The 19097-nt window shown below is 65.4% G+C and carries 19 protein-coding genes; 13 read left to right on the top strand and 6 right to left on the bottom strand.

All coding sequences use genetic code 11. The features are described 5' to 3' along the window. Positions 1-22: 22 nt before the first annotated feature. Entirely contained in the window at positions 23-1000 is a 978-nt protein-coding gene (locus FHT98_RS13415) for a carbohydrate kinase family protein (protein ID WP_142114339.1), read from the bottom strand. Positions 1001-1040: 40 nt separating this feature from the next. After that, complete coding sequence (locus tag FHT98_RS13410; RefSeq protein WP_142114338.1) at positions 1041-2021, bottom strand: sugar-binding domain-containing protein; 981 nt, start codon at positions 2019-2021, stop codon at positions 1041-1043. Positions 2022-2209: 188 nt separating this feature from the next. Here FHT98_RS13410 and FHT98_RS13405 point away from each other — a divergent pair, with 188 nt between their 5' ends. Genes FHT98_RS13405 through FHT98_RS13390 form a run of 4 tightly spaced genes read left to right on the top strand, consistent with a single transcriptional unit; the run spans position 2210 to position 6047 of the window. Continuing rightward, positions 2210-3559, top strand: a complete 1350-nt coding sequence (locus FHT98_RS13405) for an ABC transporter substrate-binding protein (RefSeq protein WP_185745152.1) — start codon at positions 2210-2212, stop codon at positions 3557-3559. Positions 3560-3592: 33 nt separating this feature from the next. After that, positions 3593-4465, top strand: coding sequence for a carbohydrate ABC transporter permease (locus FHT98_RS13400; RefSeq protein WP_091857346.1), 873 nt, complete (start codon positions 3593-3595; stop codon positions 4463-4465). Beyond that, a complete protein-coding gene (locus FHT98_RS13395) occupies positions 4462-5256 on the top strand; it encodes a carbohydrate ABC transporter permease (protein WP_142114336.1) in 795 nt (264 codons plus the stop codon). Before FHT98_RS13400 ends, FHT98_RS13395 begins: the two co-directional genes overlap by 4 nt. Further along, the gene (locus FHT98_RS13390) at positions 5253-6047 is read left to right on the top strand and encodes an inositol monophosphatase family protein (protein ID WP_170843404.1); all 795 of its coding nucleotides are present in this window, start codon (positions 5253-5255) and stop codon (positions 6045-6047) included. The genes FHT98_RS13395 and FHT98_RS13390 overlap by 4 nt, the downstream gene beginning before the upstream one ends. Positions 6048-6141: 94 nt before the next feature. Here the strand turns inward: FHT98_RS13390 and FHT98_RS13385 are convergent, their stop codons facing one another. The 3 genes from FHT98_RS13385 to FHT98_RS13375 are packed head-to-tail and all read right to left on the bottom strand — an operon-like array spanning position 6142 to position 9361. Beyond that, the gene (locus FHT98_RS13385; protein ID WP_139163540.1) at positions 6142-6462 is read right to left on the bottom strand and encodes a hypothetical protein; all 321 of its coding nucleotides are present in this window, start codon (positions 6460-6462) and stop codon (positions 6142-6144) included. Then, on the bottom strand, positions 6459-8144 hold the full coding sequence (locus FHT98_RS13380) for a GMC family oxidoreductase (protein WP_142114335.1): 1686 nt from the start codon (positions 8142-8144) through the stop codon (positions 6459-6461). Before FHT98_RS13380 ends, FHT98_RS13385 begins: the two co-directional genes overlap by 4 nt. Beyond that, positions 8141-9361 (bottom strand): enolase C-terminal domain-like protein, encoded by a 1221-nt coding sequence (locus FHT98_RS13375; RefSeq protein ID WP_142114334.1) that lies wholly within the window; start codon positions 9359-9361, stop codon positions 8141-8143. The genes FHT98_RS13380 and FHT98_RS13375 overlap by 4 nt, the downstream gene beginning before the upstream one ends. 100 nt (positions 9362-9461) lie before the next feature. Between FHT98_RS13375 and FHT98_RS13370 the strand changes: the two genes are divergently transcribed. The 9 genes from FHT98_RS13370 (at position 9462) to FHT98_RS13330 (ending at position 18141) form a co-directional block, all read left to right on the top strand. Next, positions 9462-10145 carry a FadR/GntR family transcriptional regulator gene (locus tag FHT98_RS13370; protein ID WP_142114333.1) on the top strand — a complete coding sequence of 228 codons (684 nt, stop codon included), beginning with the start codon at positions 9462-9464 and terminating at the stop codon, positions 10143-10145. Between the two features lie 31 nt (positions 10146-10176). Continuing rightward, positions 10177-11472: an ABC transporter substrate-binding protein gene (locus FHT98_RS13365; RefSeq protein ID WP_185745151.1), complete on the top strand. Its 1296-nt coding sequence runs from the start codon at positions 10177-10179 to the stop codon at positions 11470-11472. 6 nt (positions 11473-11478) lie between these two features. Next, positions 11479-12396, top strand: coding sequence for a carbohydrate ABC transporter permease (locus FHT98_RS13360; protein WP_061970832.1), 918 nt, complete (start codon positions 11479-11481; stop codon positions 12394-12396). Continuing rightward, positions 12393-13214 (top strand): carbohydrate ABC transporter permease, encoded by an 822-nt coding sequence (locus FHT98_RS13355; protein ID WP_142114331.1) that lies wholly within the window; start codon positions 12393-12395, stop codon positions 13212-13214. The genes FHT98_RS13360 and FHT98_RS13355 overlap by 4 nt, the downstream gene beginning before the upstream one ends. 5 nt (positions 13215-13219) lie before the next feature. Continuing rightward, complete coding sequence (locus FHT98_RS13350; RefSeq protein ID WP_142114330.1) at positions 13220-14332, top strand: ABC transporter ATP-binding protein; 1113 nt, start codon at positions 13220-13222, stop codon at positions 14330-14332. 4 nt (positions 14333-14336) lie between these two features. Continuing rightward, on the top strand, positions 14337-15083 hold the full coding sequence (locus FHT98_RS13345) for an SDR family NAD(P)-dependent oxidoreductase (RefSeq protein ID WP_142114329.1): 747 nt from the start codon (positions 14337-14339) through the stop codon (positions 15081-15083). Between the two features lie 14 nt (positions 15084-15097). Further along, complete coding sequence (locus FHT98_RS13340) at positions 15098-15493, top strand: GlcG/HbpS family heme-binding protein (RefSeq protein WP_142114328.1); 396 nt, start codon at positions 15098-15100, stop codon at positions 15491-15493. A 472-nt stretch (positions 15494-15965) separates the two neighbouring features. Continuing rightward, positions 15966-16439, top strand: coding sequence for a Cys-tRNA(Pro) deacylase (gene ybaK, locus FHT98_RS13335; protein WP_142114327.1), 474 nt, complete (start codon positions 15966-15968; stop codon positions 16437-16439). Between the two features lie 79 nt (positions 16440-16518). After that, complete coding sequence (locus FHT98_RS13330; RefSeq protein ID WP_142114326.1) at positions 16519-18141, top strand: ABC-F family ATP-binding cassette domain-containing protein; 1623 nt, start codon at positions 16519-16521, stop codon at positions 18139-18141. Positions 18142-18149: 8 nt separating this feature from the next. Here the strand turns inward: FHT98_RS13330 and FHT98_RS13325 are convergent, their stop codons facing one another. Then, on the bottom strand, positions 18150-19079 hold the full coding sequence (locus tag FHT98_RS13325; protein WP_091857357.1) for a glutaminase: 930 nt from the start codon (positions 19077-19079) through the stop codon (positions 18150-18152). Positions 19080-19097: the final 18 nt, after the last annotated feature.

Below are 19097 nucleotides of genomic sequence, written 5' to 3'. Positions count from 1 at the left end.
CATTCTCGCGAACGGGTGGCCTCTAGCGGACGGCGTCTGCGCGGACGGTGTCTGCGTTGGCCGGATTTGGCGGCATCTCGGCCAGCCGCGGAGGGTCGGCTCCGCGGCGAGAGCAGGTTATCGCGGCGGCGGTCACGGCGAAGGCCAGGACCTCTGACACATGCGCGTCGTCCAGCGCGGCCACGCCTTCGCGTGACAGGAGGCCGTACTGATCCAGCCGCGCGAGCAGGGCGGCGTGGAAGCTGTCGCCCGCACCCACCGTATCCACGGTCTCGACCGGCCGACCGGTTTCGACGATGGGGTCCCGCCCCGGGCGCCAGGCAACCGCACCTTTTGCACCATGGGTGATGACGCAAAGCGCGGCGCCGGCGGCAAACCAGTTGGCCGTCACCTCGCGATGGGACATGCCGGGAAACGCGATGCCGAGATCCTCGTCGCTTGCCTTGATGATGCCGGCATCGGGGAGGAACTCGGCGAACTGCCGGCGCCAGCGCGCAAGGTCAGGGATCACCGTCGGTCGCAGGTTGGGGTCGATGGAGATCAGCCGTTTGCCCGCCTCGCGCCGGGCGAGCGCAAGATGCGCGCTCGCGACGGGCTCGACCGCCAGCGTGAAGGAGCCCATAACGATGGCGCGCGTATCCTTGTCGAGCTCCTTCGGCAGGTCGGCGACGTCGATGCTGCGATCCGCCTTGCCTTCACCATGGAACGCGTAGGCGGGTTGCCCGTCCGTGTCCTTCCCGACGACGCTGATGGTGGTCAAGCGCGCGCTTTCGACGGCGTGCGCGACGCCGACCCCCTCAGCGACGAGGCGTGAACGGATGGCGGCGCCGAATATGTCGGAGGACAACCCGCCGAAGAAGGATGTCGTCACGCCGAGCCTGGCAAGGCCGATGGCCACATTGTAGGGCGAGCCGCCGAGGACCGGCTGCGCTCGCATGGTTCCGTCGTCGATGCTCACGAACAGGTCGACGATCGCCTCGCCGCACACCAGAATGCTCATGAAGCAGCGCCTTCCGCTCGAGCGTTTGCCGCAGCGTCGATCATGGCAGCGAATCCAGCACGAACTGGGCCGTCTTCGCATCGGTCACGAGCGTGGTCGCGGCCTTGGCGCGAACGCAGGCCAGGACCGCGTTGGCGCGCGCATATCCGCCGACGGCCACGCGGTCTGGAACGATGATGAAATCTTCGTAGGAGATCGTCAGACAGCGCTCGGACAGGGAGCGGCAGATGCGTCGCCCGTCCGCGTCAAAAATGTGTCCCAGGATCTCGGCCGTCGCGCCGGCTTCGGCCGCTTCGGCGCGCGCGGTCTCGTCGAGACTCTCGAAGACCCCCGAACCGTCCGGTTTCCAGGCCCCGACTGAGAACAGCACGCGTGTCAGCTTCTCGAACTGCGCGATGCTGTCGGCGATACCAATCTGCTCGCGCAGGGATGCGACCAGAGCCGCGTCGGCGAGCAGCAGCGGGGCATAGATCGGAAAGGTCTGGCCGCGGAAGCGCATGGCCATCGCACGGATCATCTCGGCCGGGTTATGTTCGAAATAGGTGGCACGGCTGACACCCGACAGCTGGACGATCGAGCGGCCGGGCAGTTCGCCGATCCGATCGAGGATGCGGCTGGTCGTCCGCCCCGCGACAAGGCCCACGACGTCCTCCGACGCTCCCGCCTCGACGAGGTAGGAAGCGGCGGCGGCGGCGAGTATCGCAAGCTCGGACGCCGGATCGGTGGCGGGAAGCACGATCGCGCGCCGCAAGCCCGCCTTGTGCATCAGCGCTGACGACAGGGTAAAGTCCACGTCGGCCGGCGGGCGGATATCGATGCGGACGAGCCCGGCGCTGCGCGCCTGTTCCAGCAGGCGGGATACGGCGAAGCGGCTGATTCCCAGGCGCTTGGCGATCGCCACCTTCGGCTCCTCGTCGATGTAGAAGCTGCGGGCGACTTCCAGAAGCTGGATAGTGCGGGCCGCGGATCGAGCCCCGCGCGCGCGCGGGACGCTCTCGTCTCCGATCGGCTTCTCGCTCATGACCGTCCCCGTTCCAGCATCGCGTGGCTCCCAGCTACGTCCATCGACCCTCGTTACACGATCATGTTGCGAGGCAGGAGCCACGCGATTGCGGATACCGTCTCTTCAGCCAGCTAAATTGACCGTCCTGCTCATATGTGCATACATGCGCTCAAATGGGCAAACAAGCCTTAACGCGGGAGAGAAACATGGCTTTGTCACGTCGCGAGATTCTTCTGTCCGGTGTCGTGTTCGGCATGACCGGTGTGGCGTTCGGGAGCGCTCAAGCGGCCGAATTCGCGGCCTGGGAAGCCGGGCTGAAGGGCAAGCCTGCTCGCGAGATCCGCATCCTCGCGATCTCGCATCCCGCCTCGGACGCCATGAAGGCGCTGACGCCGGAATTCGAGGCTGCGACCGGGATCAAGGTAACGTGGGAGGTCGTCGGCAGCGGTGAGATCATGTCCAAGCAGCTGCTGGCCCAGACCGCGCGCGACACCTCCTATGACGTCTATATGGTGCGCGGCACGGCGCTCGCCGAATACGAGGCCAAGCGGATGCTGGCGGATCTAGGCGACCTGCTCAAGGACAAGGACGCGACACCGGACGACTACGATTTCGAGGATATTCATGTCGCCTACCGGCAGGGCATCGGTACGGCGAAGGGCAAGACGCTCGGTATTCCCGTCGCGGGCGAGACGTTCTTCCTGTCCTATCGCAAGGACCTGTTCGAGAAATACGGCCGCAAGGCGCCCGACACGATGGACGAGCTGCTGGAAACGGCCCGCTTCTTCCAGAACAAGGAGCCGGGGCTCTATGGCATCTCGATGCGCGCCGAGACGGGGCGGACCCTCGCGTTGAGCTGGGAACTGTTCACGCCGGCCTTCGGGGCGAACGTCATCGATCAGAAGACCTGGGACGTCGCCGTCGACAGTCCCGAGACGCAGCAGTCGCTGGAATATCTTCTCGCCCTTCTGTCCAACGCGCCCCCGGATATCGAAACCTATAGCTGGGATGCGGCAGTCTCCGCCTTCGCCTCCGGCAAGACGGCCATGTGGTTCGATGCCACCTCGTTGCAGCCCTGGCTCACCGACACGACGAAATCGAAGATCGTCGGCAAGGTCGGCTATGTCGCGCCCCCTTCCGGACCGAAAGGTCGCTTCGGACCGGTCGGCGGCTGGAGCCTGGGCCTTCCCGCGAACAGCCGCAACAAGGAGGCAGGCTGGGCCTTCATCGCCTGGATGACGTCGAAGCAAAAGGCGAAGGAGGTCGTTGCGAAGGGCGGCGTCCCCTCGCGTCTTTCGACCCTGACCAGCCCGGAATTCACGGCGCAGGACCCGGTGCTTGCCAAGGCGATCAAGGACAGCCTCGACGCCGCCGGCAACCTTCTCTCGATCGGGCGAAACTGGGTTCCACAGACAGCCGAGGCCAACAAGATCCAGCAGACCGCCGGCTTCTATGCGGGACAGGCGCTGCTGAAGAAGATGTCGCCGAAGGAGGCCCTGGCCGCTGCGAAGCCGGAACTGGAGCAGATCTCCGCCCGCATCAAGAAAAGCATCTGATCGTCGCAGGATGACGATGTATCGGCTCACGACATGATGAAGCGCCTGACGCCCTGGCTATGGGTGGGGCCTTCGGCTCTGCCCTTGCTGCTGCTGAGCGCCGTGCCGATCGCGCTGCTCGGCTATATCAGCCTGACCTCCTTTGAGATCGGCTACACTTGGTCGGATCGGGAGTTCGTCGGGCTCGACAACTACCGGCGCCTGCTGTCCGGCCGGGAGGTCGAGTTCTGGCCCGCCGTCAGGCTCAGCCTGATCGTCACCGTGGTCAGCGTCGTGGCCAAGACCTTGCTGGGGCTGGGCGTGGCGACGCTGCTCAGCAAGAAACTCCGTTTCTCATACGTCGCGACGACGCTGATCATCCTGCCCATGGCGGTCAACCCAGCCATCGCCGGGCTGATGTGGAAGCTGATGCTCAGCTACGATTTCGGCATCGTGAATGCCGCGGCCGAAGGCGCGTTCGGTGTGAAGATCGTCTGGCTCGGCCAGAGCTATGCCCTGTTCTCGGTTCTGCTCGTCCTGGTCTGGATGCATTTCCCGCTCTCGGCGCTGATGATCCTCGCGGGCTTCCGCAACATTGCGCCAGAGCCGCTCGAAGCCGCACGGCTCGACGGATGCAGCGACCGCCAGGTGTTCTGGCTGATCGTCGTGCCGCAGCTGCGTCCCGTGATCCTCAGCAGCAGCATCTTCCAGGCGATCCTGGCTTTCCAGGCTTTCGGGCCGATCTTCACGCTGACCGATGGCGGCCCAGGCAACGCCACGACGATCCTGCCGCTCTACGTCTACAAGACGGCGTTCACGCTGGGTTCGGTCGGGCTTGCTGCAGCGGCCGCAGTCATCCTGGTCCTGATCATCACTGCCCTGTCCGGGCTGATGGTCGCGACGGGGCGCAAGGGGCAGCCGACATGATGCAGGCCCGCCCCCGCGACTATCTCTGGCTTGGCCTGGCCTGCGCCTTCGCCGCCTTTCCGGTGTTCTACATGGTGGTGACTTCGCTCAAAACGCGAGCACTGCTCTACGAGCCGGCGCGCTTCGTCTTCAGCCCTACCCTCGACAACTACCGGGCTGCGATCGTCAGCCACGGTCTCTACAAGTACATCGCTGACAGCCTGATCGTGTCGCTGTCGAATGTGGTGCTCTGCCTGACATTGGGGACGGTCGCGGCCTACGCGATCCACAAGTTCAGCTTTCCGCGCAAGGAAGCCGTGGTCTTCGGCATCCTGTCCTCGCGCATCTTTCCCTCGATCGCGCTGGTCCTGCCCTTCTACGTGCTCGGCCTGACCTTCGAGATGCTGGATACCTACGCGATCCTGATCCTGACCTTCATGGTCTTCAACCTGCCCTTCGTCGTGCTGATGATGCGCAGCTATCTCGCTGCGCTCGCGCCGGAGGTCGAGGAGGCCGCGTTGCTCGACGGTTGCAGCCGGTTCGGGGTGCTGATGAGGATCGTGCTGCCGCAGGTCCGGACGGGATTGTTCGCCACGGGGATCATGTGCTTCCTCGCCGCCTGGAACGAGTTCACCTACGCGCTCTTCTTGAGCTCCTCCAAGGTCAACATGGTTTCGACGGCGGTCGTCTTCTTCAAGACCGAGCGCGGGATCCTGTGGGGCGAGGTTTCCGCGCTCGGCGTGGTCGCCGTCCTGCCCGTCGTCATCCTCTGTTTCGTCGCCCAGAAATATCTCGTCAAAGGCATGTCGTGACCATTCATCAACCACCCGGCAGCACCAGTCACCGCGCATTCGCGGAGCAGCTGTTTCGCGAATACGAAGACATCACCTTGCCGCTCCACGGGCGTCTGAGCGCGCAGGACAAGCGCGACGGATCGGCGGTGACCGAGGCCGACCAGGCCGCCTCGGCCCATGTGCTGCGGAGGCTCGTCGCACACACGCCGGATATCGGCGTGATCTCCGAGGAAGAGGCGGAATCCTATCTGCCGGCCGCCCAACGCCAATGGGCGATCGACCCGCTCGACGGCACGGCGTCCTTCGCCCGCGGCTTGCCGGTCTGGGGACTGGGCATGGGATTGATCGACGGCGCGATACCGGTGAGCGGATATCTGCACTTCCCGGTGACGCGCCAGACCTTCATCTACGAGGATGGCCTGGCGCTGCTCAACGGCGCACCCATGCCCGCCCGGCCGGAAAGCCTCGCGGCGGACACGCTCAACATCATGATCACCGCGATCCACGATGTCATCGATGTTCGCCGGATCGAGGGCTACCGCCTGCACAATCTCGGTTCGAACCTTTACCACCTGATGATGCTGGCTGCGGGGCGCTGCGACACCATCATCACCGGGCCCTGCTATCTCTGGGACCTGGCGCCCGCGCTACCGTTCACCCGCGCGCTCGGGCACGTCGAGCGCTACCTCGATGGGTCCCCGCTCGCCTTGGCGGATCTTCTGAAACCGGACTACGGGTTTCCGGTCAGGCAGCCGATGCTGATCGGCCCGCCTGAGATCGTCGAGGCGCTTATCTCCAGATTGACCTGACCTGCTGGAAGCAGCGCTTGTGACGCCGCTCTCAGACCACGGCGCCCGAACAGTTTCCGGTACCAAAGGAAGGCAGGGCCACTCGCGTTTGAGCTCAGGCAAAGTTGAGCGCCCGCCAAGGAGCAGGCCGCTTTCGACCTGGCAATGTCCGGTTCCGAGTGATCGCCTCATGTCGGTTTCTGGCGCGATCCAATGTCGGAGATGGCGCAGGAGAGTTCGAGTTGTCCATCGGCGGTAAAGACGGCGCGGAGGCCTTGCCATTGTTATCGCCGTGATCGGTGCCGTTGCGCAGGCGCAGATCGATCGGGTCGATCTGCGCGGCGATCGCCAACTCGTCCATCGCGCCGGATGAGCTTGGAGGCAGCGAATTGAATTCGTCGCCGATCGATGGTTCCGCCCCAGGGAGCTGCGTCAAGCCAGGCCGTCCGCGAGCTTTTCCGACAGCATCGTGGTCGGCAGATTGGTGTTGGCTCGCGGCACACAGGGCATCACGGAAGCGTCGATTACGTGCAGGCCACTGATGCCGTGGACGGCGCCATCTCGTGGAGAGACCACGGCTGCCTCGTCATCGGCACGCCCCATCCGGCAGGTTCCTGAAGGGTGATAGCCGCCGATGGTATGCTTGCGGATCATCTCCTCCATCGCCTCGTCATCCTCCAGGGCGGTCGGGATATCGTCGCCGCTGGCGAAGAGGCGGTCGACAAGCAGCTTGCGCAGAGGCGCCGGCCCCTCGGTCAGAAGCGCGGGACCGAGCGTGACCAGCCAGTTGCGCAGGCTGACGCCTCCGACGAGCTTGGCCATGGCACCATGGGTCGCGGCAAAAGGAGTGCTGCAGGCTTGTCGCAACTCGTTCGAGGCGTAGAGCGACCACATCCGCCGCACGGCCAGCTTCATCCGCGCCATGTCGCGCGGATCGGACAGCATCTGGAAGGCGATCTCGGGTCGCCCGGCCGGGTTTTCAGGATTCAGCCGCACCCAGCCGGTGGAATAGGGCTTGTTGATCCAGCTGAAGAGCGAGCCGATTCGCCGGCCGATCGGGTGCCAGGCCGACTTCGAGACGACCACCATGAACATGTCGCCATGCCCGCAGCCTTCGATCTCGGAGGAGTAGCGCCAGGCCGCCTGCACATGCCGCCGTGGCGTCTTGCCGAGACGATGCCCGCGTCGGATCCATGACGACATCGCCATGGAGGGGTGTTCGTTCAGGTTTCGGCCGACGCCGGGCAAATGGTGGAGGACCGCGACGCCGGCCTCGTTCAGGTGGGTTGCATCCCCGATGCCGGCACGCAGCAACAGCGCCGGACTTTCCAGCGCGCCGGCGGACAGGATCACACGGCGCGCGGCGATACGCTCCTCTCCGATCTGGACGCCGACGGCCCGACGGCCTTCGATCAGCAGACGGTCGACCTTTGTACCGGACCGGATCGTGAGATTCGGCCGCCGTCGGGTCGTCGTGTCGAGATAGCCCATGGCAGCCGAGCGACGCGAGCGCCGATCGGTCGTCAGCGACATCGGGAACCAGCCATCTTCGAAGACCGCATTCTGGTCGCCGATATTGCGATAGCCCGCGGCCGTCAGCGCCTGCATCGTCGCGCGGGTAAAGCCGGGCCATTCCTCCGGCATCACGCGGCTGATCGCAATCGGACCTGACGAACCGTGCAGCGGGCCGTCATAGTCCATGTCGGTCTCAAGCTTGCGGAAATACGGCAGCACGCCTGCCCAGCCCCAGCCCTCCGCGCCAAGCGCCGCCCATTCTTCATAGTCGGCCGGCAGCCCGCGATTGCCGATCTCGCCGTTCATGCTCGACCCACCGCCGATCACGCGCGGCTGGATATAGGGTTTGACCGGGGAGCGGGAGGGATCGTTGTGCGAGACCGGCATCAACCGGGCACGCAGGTCGCGCCACTGATAGGCAGGGTTGAAGGCGGCACGATAGGGATAGACGTCGCGGATCTCCTCCGGCTCCTGTCCCGGCTCGAAATCGGGGCCGGCCTCGATCAGGAGGACACGGTTCTGCCCCGAAGCCGACAGCCGATTGGCCAGCACACAGCCCGCCGGCCCGCCGCCGACGATGATGTCGTCATAGGAAGCGGTCATTTCGCGGTTCCGCCATCCTTCTTCAGGGTGAATTCCTGATAGGCGGTGCGGTTGGCGAGGATGTAATCCCAATCGTAATCGACACCGAGGCCGGCCTCGTCAGGAACCGGCACGCAGCCGTCCTCGCCGATATCCTCCAGCGCATCGCTGTAACCGGAACCGAAGACCGGCGGCACGGGATTGGCGACGCCGGGGGCGACGAGCGAGAGTTCATACCAGCTCGAATTGCGCATCGCGGACATGCAATGCCGCTGGGCCGGGCCGGCAGCGTGGATCTCGCAGTCGAGGCCGAAGGCCTCGGCCAGGTGCGCGACCTTCATCGTGCCGGTGATGCCCATGTCGTAATCGGGATCGACGCGCATGTAGTCCGTCGCCCGGTCGCGGAGCCAGGCCGCCTTACTCTCGAGGCCGCGCACATGCTCGGTCAGCATCAACGGGGTGCGGATGTTCTCCTTGAGCTGCCGGGCGGCATGCGGGGACCAGCCGGCATCCATGAACGGGTCTTCGTACCAGAGATAGCCACCCTCGTCGCAGGCCTTGCCGACATAGATCGCGTCGGCCAGGGTGCGCAGCTCGCTTGCGGCGTCGTACATCAGCTCCATCCGGTCGCCGACGCGCCGGGCGCAGAGCAGCAGGTTCGCGGCCTCCTCCTTCGGGTCGCCTTCACCCCAGCCATGGATCTTGTAGCCGCGATAGCCGAGCGCGAGGCACTCCTCGGCGAAATCGGCATAGGCCTCGATGCTGTCCAGAATTCCGCCGCGACCGCCATTCAGTGTGCTGGCATAGGTCGGAAGCCGCTGCCGGTAGCCGCCGAGGAGCCGCCAGACCGGACGATCGACGGCCTTGCCGGCCAGATCCCACAGCGCGATGTCCAGCGCGGAATGGCCGATCGCCATGTAGTGGCGATGGGCGCGCTTCAGCTTGTTGTAGATCGCCTCGCGCTCCTCGGCGTCCTCGCCCAGGATCAGGCCGGCCGCAGCCTTCACCTGCCCGATCATGACGCCGTTCTTGCCGCTATGGACGCTGCAATACTCGCCGCGATGTCCGCCTTCGGTCTCGATCCGCAGGGCAAAGGCGCTCAACCGGGACTGCGCGCCCTTCATCACGCTGCGGTTGCCGCTGGCATCCACCCCGAGACCGTCGACCGTGTAGCCGAACTCATGCACCTCGATCCGTGCGATCCGCGCTTCCGGCCGCGAGCCGATCAATCTGTTCATGGCGATCCCTGACAATTTCGGCTTGCAACCGGCAAAGCTGTCTGACAACATAATTGTAAGCAGACTGATTTAGCGTCGTCAACGGGACAGGATCGCCAGGATGGACTCGGACGAAAGCCGCTCCGCGATCGCCTATCGGCAGATCGCCGGCTATATCGACAATGTCGCGGATGGCGCGCGGCTGCCGCCCGAGGCGGATTTCGCCGAGATGTTCGGGCTGTCGCGCGCCAGCATCCGCGAGGCGCTGGCCCGGCTGCGCGCCGAGGGCATCGTCCGCTCGCGCAAGGGCTCGGGCACCTTTGCGATACGCACCGGCGCGCCCGAAATGGTCAGGCTTTCGGCGATTTCCTCGCTGCGCGAACTGGCTCAATGGCACGAGGTTCGTCTTGCTCTGGAAAGCGAGGTCGCGGCTTTGGCCGCAGATCGGCGAACCGAGGACGACCTCGCGCGACTTCAGGCGGCGCAGGAGGCGCTGCTTGCCAGCCTGCTGACCGGCCGAGGCGAGCGCGAGGACGTCGCCTTCCACGCCGCGCTGGCGGTCTGCGCCCATAATCCCAAGCTGTCGGACGCGCTGGGGCGGTTGACCTCGCACATCTTCAGCTGGGGCAATCTTTCGGCGCAGCGCTCCGTGCTGACCATGGCGGAGCGCCGCGAGCTGATAGCGCTCGAGCATGGCGCGATCGTCGCCGCAGTCGCAGCGCGTGACGGAGATCGCGCCCGCGCCGAGATGCGCCGTCACCTTCTGGCCGGTCGCATGCGCGTGCTCAGCGACCTGCAGACGTAAGCCAAAGAACAATCGGGGAGGAGCTCATCTCATGACATCAATGCTCTTTGACAGAAGGTCCTTGCTGCGCGCCGGCGCTGCCGGGCTGGCACTGGCAAGCCTGCCGAAACAGGCTCGCGCACAGGGCCTTTCGGGCACGGTCCGGGTCTGGACCTTCCTCGGGGCAGACGGACAATCGCCGCGCGAAGTCGTGCTGCGCGAGATCATCAAGCGCTTCAAGGCGACGCATCCCGGCGTCGATGTCAGGATCGAGGCCCAGCCCTTCCAGGAACTCGAGGTGAAGTTCGTCGCCGCCTCCGCCCAGAATCGCGCACCCGACGTGATCTGGATGCGCGACACCTTCCTCGACCTGGTGCAGCAGCGCGGTGCGCTCGCCAATCTCGACGATCTTCTGTCGGCGGAGTTCAAGGCCAAGGCGCTTCCCGATCTCTATCCGGTCTTCGTCGAGAAATCGGTCTTCAGCACGAAGCGCACCTCCCTGCCGCTCTGGCCGAGCCCGGCTCAGGCGATCTTCTATCGCAAGGATGCGCTGGCCGAACTCGGCCTCGACTCCCCGCCTCTCACCTGGGACAAGTTCATCCCCGTCGCAGGCAAGCTGACCAAGGGCGACCGGCTGGGCTTCGGCCTGCCGACCAACGACAACAGCGTCTCGGCCTTCATCAACATCATGTCCGGGTTCGGCCCGTCGATCTTCGATGCCGCCACCGGCCAGTTCAACGTCACCGGTCCCGAGGCCAAGGAGGCCGCGAATGTTGTCAGACAGCTCGTGGCGAACGGGGCGCTGTCGCCGACGCTGCTGAATGCGATGGGCGACGATATCCAGGATCAGTTCGCCTCCGGCCGCTTCGCGATGGTGCAGGCCTTCGCGCCGCGCTTCCAGCAGTACAAGCAGATTGCCGCCGGCTATAGCGGCAAGGATCTGGCGGTCTCGGCCTGGCCCGCCTTCGGCACGAATCCGCCCGCAGTCCTGCTCGGCCCGTATTGGACGGTGGGCATCTCCGCCAAATCGGCCAATCCGGCCGCAGCTACCGCCTTCGTCGAAAGCCTGTTCACCGAAGAGGCGTCGCTGGAATGGGCCAAGACCGCCGGTCTCGTGCCCGACCGGCGCTCCGTGCTGCAGAACCCCTATTTCGCGACGCCGGCCGCGTCGGACATCCACGCCTTCACCGCGCTGCTCTCGGCGCCGGGCGTGATGACCTTCCCGCAGCGCATGCCCAACATCACCAAGATATTCCCGGTGATGAACACGGCCCTGCAGGAGCTGATCGGAACCAAGGAAAGCGTGGACGCCATTCTCGGACGGGCCAAATCCACGCTGGGCTGGTAGCGCGCCATGCACGCCATGCCTCTTGCGAAGCCGCGGAGCCTCGACGCCGTCGCGCGCCAGGCCCGGCTGGTCGGCTCGTCGCTGGTGGCGCCGGCCCTGCTGTTGGTCATCGCCATCAACATCCTGCCGGCGCTCTACGGGTTCTATCTGAGCCTGCACAAAGTCTTCTTCTTCGGGAACGAGGGCTTCGTCGGGCTCGCCAACTATCTCGAGCTGTTCCGCGACCCCTTCGCCTGGCAGGCGATCGGCCGGTCGCTGCTCTTCACTTTCGCCGCGCTTGCCGTCGCCGTTCCGCTGGCGCTGCTGGCGGCGATGGGCATCCGGCGGCTGGGCCGCTGGGGCAGCATCCTGCTGACGGTCCTGCTCGTGCCCTGGGCGATGAGTCCCATCGTCGTGGCGCTCCTGTGGAAATGGATTCTCGTGCCTTCGCCGGGCGGGCTGGTGGGCGCGGCCTTCAATGCGTTCGGCCTGCCGCCGCAAGACCTGCTGACCGACCCGTTGCTGGCCATGCCGACGCTGATCATCGTGGCGGTGTGGCGCAACTTCGCCTTCGCCACGATCATCCTGATCGGCGGCCTCGGGCAGATCCCGCGCGATCTCTACAAGGCGGCGGCGGTCGACGGACTCGGCGCCTGGGAGAGCTTCCGCAAGATCACGCTGCCATTGCTCGCGCCCTCGCTGCTGATCGTGATCTCGATGCTGACCATCAGCTATTTCAACGAGGTGCAGCTCATCATTGGCCTGACCGGCGGCGGCCCGATCCGGCAGACCAGCACATTGGCCTATGCGCTCTACCACACCGGCTTCGTCGAGCTGGATCAGGGACGCGGCAATGCGATCGCGGCGGTGATGTTCCTGATCAATATGGGGCTGATCGCCGTCTATATCCGCATTCTGGGCAAGCAGCCGGGAGCAGCCGCATGAAGATACTCTCCCGCGCCTCGCTTCTCCTCGTCTGCCTGCTGGCCGGCCTCGTCGCCCTCGGCCCGATCCTCTGGGCCGCATCGACCTCGTTCAAGGCAACCAACCGCATCTTCGCCGTTCCGCCCGAGCTCCTGCCGCAAAGTCCGACCATCGAGCACTACGCCAAGCTGGTGGCAGAGGGCGTCAACTGGGCGTTCCTGAACAGCTCTGCCTATGCGGTCGTGGCCGTTCTGGCCTCGCTGATCCTCGGCGCGACCGCGGGCTATGCGCTGATGCGCTATCCCGTTGCGGCCAAGCCCGCGGTGCTGCTCGTCTTCCTCGGCACCATGGCGGTGCCCGGCTTCGCCGTTCTCCTGCCGACGCAGATGCTGGCAACCAGCATCGGCTTGCACAACACCTGGGCGATCCTGCCGATCCTCTATGCCGGGCACATCCTGCCCTTCGCGGTCTGGGTCACCCGCTCGCATTTCGCCACCGTACCGCGCGAACTTGAGCAGGCGGCCGAGATGGATGGCTATTCGCGGGCCGAGGCCGTCTGGAAGATCGTGCTCCCCGGCGCAAAGCCCGCGCTGCTGGCGGCTGCGACCTTCGGCTTCCTGCATTGCTGGAACGACTACGTCACCGGCTCGACCATGGTGGACTCGCCCGAACTGCGCACGCTCCAGGTCGCGCTGATCTTCTTCCAGGGCTTCCACGGTCGCGATTGGGGCTCGCTGATGGCGGGCGTGATCATCGCGACGATCCCGCCCGTGGTGGTCTTCCTCCTGTTCAGAAAATTCCTGATCGGCGGCTTCGCCGATGGGTCCGTCAAAGGCTGAATGATATGACCGAAGCACGGCCGAGCACGGCCCAATCCGTCCGCTTCCGTAATGTCGGGAAGAGTTATGGCTCCGGCTGGGCGGTGTCGGGCGTCAACATCGCCGTCGAGCCCGGGCAGTTCGTCACCCTGCTCGGCCCCTCCGGCTGCGGCAAGAGCACGACGCTCAACATGATCGCCGGGCTGGAGACGCCGACCGAAGGGCAGATCATGATCGGCGACCGGGACGTCACCACCATGAAGCCGGCAGATCGCGACATCGCCATGGTGTTCCAGTCCTACGCGCTCTACCCGCATATGACGCTCTACGAGAACATCGCCTTTCCCTTGAGGGCGCGCCGGCGCCGCACGCCCGAGGCGGAGGTCGACCGCAAGGTTCGCGCCGCCGTGAAGATGCTCGGCCTCGAGGCGATGCTCGACCGCTTCCCGCGCCAGATCTCGGGCGGCCAGCGCCAGCGCGTCGCGCTCGGCCGGGCCATGGTGCGGACGCCGACCGTCTATCTGCTGGACGAGCCCCTCTCGAACCTCGACCAGCAACTGCGCGTGCAGATGCGATCCGAGCTGAAGGACATCCACCAGCGGCTAGGCGCCACCATGCTCTACGTCACTCATGACCAGAGCGAGGCGATGACCCTGTCGGATCTGGTCGTGGTCATGTCGAACGGACGGGTCGAGCAGGCCGGCAGCCCGCGCGAACTCTACAACAATCCGGCCAATCTCTTCGTCGCCCGCTTCCTCGGTGAGCCCGGCATGAACATCCTCGACGGCGAGGCGACCGACGGACGGCTGCGCGGACCGGGCTTCGACATCATGCTTCCTGCCGTGGCGCAGAAGGCCGGGCGCCGGATTTCGGTGGGGATCAGGCCCGAGGATCTGAAGCACGACGCCTCCGAGGCCGCAGCGATCCGCGGCACCGTCCGCACCGTCGAGTATCTGGGGTCGCGCAGCCTTGTCCGCGTCGAAGTGGGCGAGCGCCTGATCGCGGCCTTTCTGCCACCATCCGTCGAGCTTCCGACCGGAGCCGCCATCGGCCTGTCACCGGCCGATCCGGACAAGGCGCGCTTTTTCGAAACCGATGGCGGCGCGTCGCTGCACTACCATCAGAACCTTGCAGGCTGAGCCCATGAACAGGATTTCCCTCGACGACCAGGTCGCGGTCGTCACCGGCGGCGCCCAGGGGCTGGGCCTCGCCATCGCCAAGCGGCTCATCGCGTCCGGCGCGCGCGTCAGCCTCTGGGATCGCGACGCGGACGAATTGAAGAAGGCGCTGGCGCTGCTGGGCTCCGGAGCTTCCGCCAAGCAGGTCGACATCACCGATCTCGACCGCCTGACGCATGCCCATCGCGAAGTCGAAGCCGAAACCGGTCCGGTCTCGATCCTCGTCAACTCGGCCGGCATCGCCGGCGGCAACGCCCCGCTCGACGCCTATGACCCCGACGAGTGGCGCCGTGTCGTCGAGGTCAACCTGAACGGCACTTTCTATGTGAACAAGGTCGTCGTGCCCGGCATGAAGGCGCGGAATTATGGGCGGATCGTCAATATCTCGTCGGTCGCAGGCAAGGAAGGCAACCCGAACCTCGCCGCGTATTCGGCCGCAAAGGCGGGCGTGATCGGCCTGACGAAATCGCTGGGCAAGGAGCTCGCCGGTTACGACATCGCCGTGAACGCGATCTCGCCAGCCACGGCCAAGACCCGCATCCTCGACACGCTTAAGCCGGAATTCATCCAATACATGCTGTCGCGCATTCCCCGCGCCCGCTTTCTCGAGGTGGACGAGGCCGCCGCCATGGTCGCCTGGCTGGTCAGCCGCGAGAACAGCTTCACCACCGCCTCGGTCTTCGATCTCTCGGGTGGGCGCTGCACATACTGAGCACGGGAGGCACCATGACTCTGGAACGGGCGCAGAGCCTGATCGCCGCGGCTCTGGCAGCCGGCCGCGCACTGGGCGCCCGACCGCTGGCGGCGGTGGTCGTCGATGCCGGGGGCCATATCGTCGCATCAGCCCGAGAGGACGGGGCCACGATCGCCCGGCACGAATTCGCCCTGGCGAAGGCCTGGAGCTGCATCGCGCTCGGATTGGATACGCGCGACCTCGTCGAAAGAGCGGAGGCGAATACAGCCTTCTTCTCCGCAGCCGCGATACTCTTGTCCGGCAGGTTGCTCCCTGCTGCCGGCGGGGTATTGGTGCGCGAGGATAAACAGATCCTAGGCGCGCTCGGTGTCTCCGGCGACGCTGCAGACGTGGATGACGCCTGCGCAGTTGCAGCCATTGGACGGTAAACTGGCAAGCGAACAAGCTTCGTGGCTTGGTTCAAACCGAGATTGACATCCGTTTGCAGTTTTTTGAGCGGGCCTTCGATGTCCGTTTCAGGACAGATGTTCAAGGTCCGCTTGTCGGCAATCAGCCTATGTCTGGTTGTGGCGCGTAGCACAAATGCAGGTTGCTGGCGCGGCTTGGTGGCGCTTCTCGCCATTCGCGTCTTCGCGGCGGCCATGGCGAATGCCGACTGGCTTTAGGCAATCAGCGAATTATGAATGGAGTTCCAGGCTAGCGTTCGATCGATTAAGCCGCTCGTCCGGGCGCCGCTCTCCCGGCCTCGGGAGACTGCAACCTAATTTTTGATCGATGCAGACGCGCCACTCTGATTATTTGCTGGAAATCCTCTCATTTTTGATGGACATCAGATTCCTAAGTCACTGTAAAATAACAATGTTCATTCTCGGTTTTTGACTTACGGACCACGACGGGACGATGGCCCAGACGACCCCCGCCACGCTGGCGCTGAAGCAGCTCGGAATCCGTTTCGAGCTGCACAGCTACACCTATGATCCGAATGCCGAGCGCGTCGGGTTGCAGGCGGCGGAGGCGCTGGGCGAGGCGCCCCATCGCGTGCTCAAGACATTGATCGCGCAGGTCGACGGCAAGCCGGTCTGCATCGTGCTCGCCTCCGACCGCGAGGCCAGCATGAAAAAGGTCGCGGCCGCCTTCGGCGGGAAGGCTGCGGCGATGATGCCGGTGCCCGATGCCGAGCGCCTGACCGGCTACAAGGTCGGCGGCGTCAGCCCCTTCGGCCAGAAGCGTAAACTGCCGACGATCGTGGACGAGCCGGCCTCGTCCGAGGTGCTGGTCTATGTCAATGGCGGCCAGCGCGGCTTGCAGATCGCGCTGGCGCCTGCCGATCTGCTGAGCGCGGCCAATGCCCGCAGCGCCGTCATCTCGGCCTGATAGCAGGCTCTCCAAGCTTTCCCGATACGCCCCGATGGCTTAGTGCCGCGGGAGCATTCCTCCAAGGTTCCCCATTTCCATGATCCGCCTCGAGAACATCAGCAAGCAGAACGGAAAGCAGATCGTCTTCATCGAGGCCTCGGCAGGGCTTCTGAAGGGCGAGAAGGTCGGGCTCGTCGGGCCGAACGGTGCCGGCAAGACCACGCTGTTCCGGATGATCACCGGCGAGGAGGCGCCCGACGAGGGTGTGGTCTCGACCGATCGCGGCATCACCATCGGCTATTTCAGCCAGGATGTCGGGGAGATGGCCGGGCGCAGCGCGGTCGCCGAGGTGATGGATGGCGCAGGCCCCGTCAGCACGGTCGCGGCCGAGCTCGCCGAGCTCGAAGCCGCCATGGTCGATCCCGACCGGGCCGACGAGATGGAGGAGATCATCACCCGCTACGGCGAGGTGCAGGGCCGCTTCGAGGAGCTCGACGGCTATGCGCTCGATGGACGCGCCCGCGAGGTGCTCGCGGGCCTCGGCTTCAGCGAGGAGATGATGGAGGGCGATGTCGGCGGCCTCTCCGGCGGCTGGAAGATGCGCGTCGCGCTCGCCCGCATCCTGCTGATGCGCCCGGACGCGATGCTGCTCGACGAGCCGTCGAACCATCTCGACCTCGAAAGCCTGATCTGGCTGGAATCCTTCCTCAAGAACTATGACGGCGCCGTGCTGATGACCTCGCATGATCGCGAGTTCATGAACCGCATCGTCGGCAAGATCATCGAGATCGATGGCGGCGCGCTGACCAGCTATTCCGGCGATTACGAGTTCTATCAGCAGCAGCGGGCTCTGGCCGAGAAGCAGATGCAAGCGCAGTTCGAGCGCCAGCAGGCGATGCTCGCCAAGGAGATCGCCTTCATCGAACGCTTCAAGGCCCGCGCCTCGCATGCCGCGCAGGTGCAGAGCCGTGTGAAGAAGCTCGACAAGATCGAGCGCGTCGAGCCGCCGCGGCGGCGCCAGAGCGTTGCCTTCGAGTTCCAGCCGGCGCCGCGCTCGGGCGACGACGTGGTCAGCCTCAAGAATGTCGGCAAGGCCTATGGCAGCCGCAGCATCTATGACGGGCTGAACTTCCAGATCCAGCGCAAGGAGCGCTGGTGCGTGCTCGGCGTCAACGGCGCCGGCAAGTCGACCCTGCTGAAGCTCGTCACCGGCACGACCGAAGCCGATACCGGCACGGTCAACATGGGTGCCAGCGTCAAGCTCGGCTATTTCGCCCAGCACGCCATGGAGGTGCTCGACGGCGAGCGCACCGTGTTCGAGGCGCTGGAGGACCGTTTCCCTCAGGCCGGACAGGGTTCGCTCCGGTCCCTCGCCGGCTGCTTCGGCTTCTCGGGCGACGATGTCGAGAAGCGCTGCCGCGTGCTCTCGGGCGGCGAGAAGGCGCGGCTGGTCATGGCGATGATGCTCTACGATCCGCCGAATTTCCTGGTGCTGGACGAACCGACCAACCACCTCGACATCGCCACCAAGGAGATGCTGATCACCGCGCTGTCGAACTACGAGGGCACGATGCTCTTCGTCAGCCACGACCGGCATTTCCTCGCCGCGCTCTCCAACCGGCTGCTGGAGCTGACGCCCGATGGCGTCCATGCCTATGGCGGCGGCTATACGGAATACGTCGCCCGCACCGGGCAGGAAGCGCCGGGGTTGCGCAGCTAATCGCTGCGCTATCTGGCGAAGACCGACCAGCCCGTCGCTTCGGTCAGGCGTTCCAGCGCCAGCGTGCCGAGCAGGGAATTGCCGTTGGCATTGAGACCGGGCGACCAGACCGCGATCGCGGCCTTGCCCGGCGCGATCGCCAGGATGCCGCCACCGACGCCGGACTTGCCGGGCAGGCCGACGCGGAAGGCGAAATCGCCGGAGGCGTCGTAATGGCCGCAGGTCAGCATCAGCGCGTTGATGCGGCGCGCCCGCTGGCCTGAGACGACGCGCGGCCCGCCGGGCTCGTAGAAGCCACCATGCATCAGGAAGCGCCCGGCCATGGCGAGCTGGCGACAGCTCATGGCGATGGCGCATTGGTGGAAATAGACGCCGAGCGTCAATTCCGGCGGATGGGTGATGTTGCCGAAAGCCTTCATGTAATTGGCGAGCGCGATGTTGCGGAAGCCGGTCGCCTGCTCGGCCCGCGCCACCGCTTCGTCGATAATGATCGTGTCGTCATCGGCGAGATAGCGCATGAAGCGCAGCAGTTCGCCGATGGCGACGCGCGGCTCGTGTCCGGCGAGGTTGATATCGGCGACGACGAGCGCGCCGGCATTGATGAAGGGATTGCGCGGCACGCCCTCCTCGCGCTCGAGCTGGACGATCGAATTGAACGGCGTGCCCGAAGGCTCGCGCCCGACCCGGCGCCAGAGCGTGTCGCCGACCTTGCCGAGCGCCTGCGTCAAGGCGAAGACCTTCGAGACGCTCTGGATCGAGAAGAGCTCCTCGCTGTCGCCGGCGGCATGGATCTCGCCATCCGCCATCACGACGCAGAGCCCGAACTGGCGGGGATCGATCCGGGCCAGCGGCGGAATATAGGTCGCGACCTCGCCGCGCTCCTCGGCGCCGCGCATCTCATCGGCGATGTCGCGGACAAGCCGCCCGATATCCGTCACGCTTCCCGCTCCGGCTGC

The organism is Allobosea sp. AK1 (assembly GCF_006714945.1).
Classification (GTDB): domain Bacteria; phylum Pseudomonadota; class Alphaproteobacteria; order Rhizobiales; family Beijerinckiaceae; genus Allobosea; species Allobosea robiniae.
The sequence above is the reverse complement of the archived record's forward strand: the minus strand, read 5'-3'. Positions and strand labels throughout refer to the sequence as shown.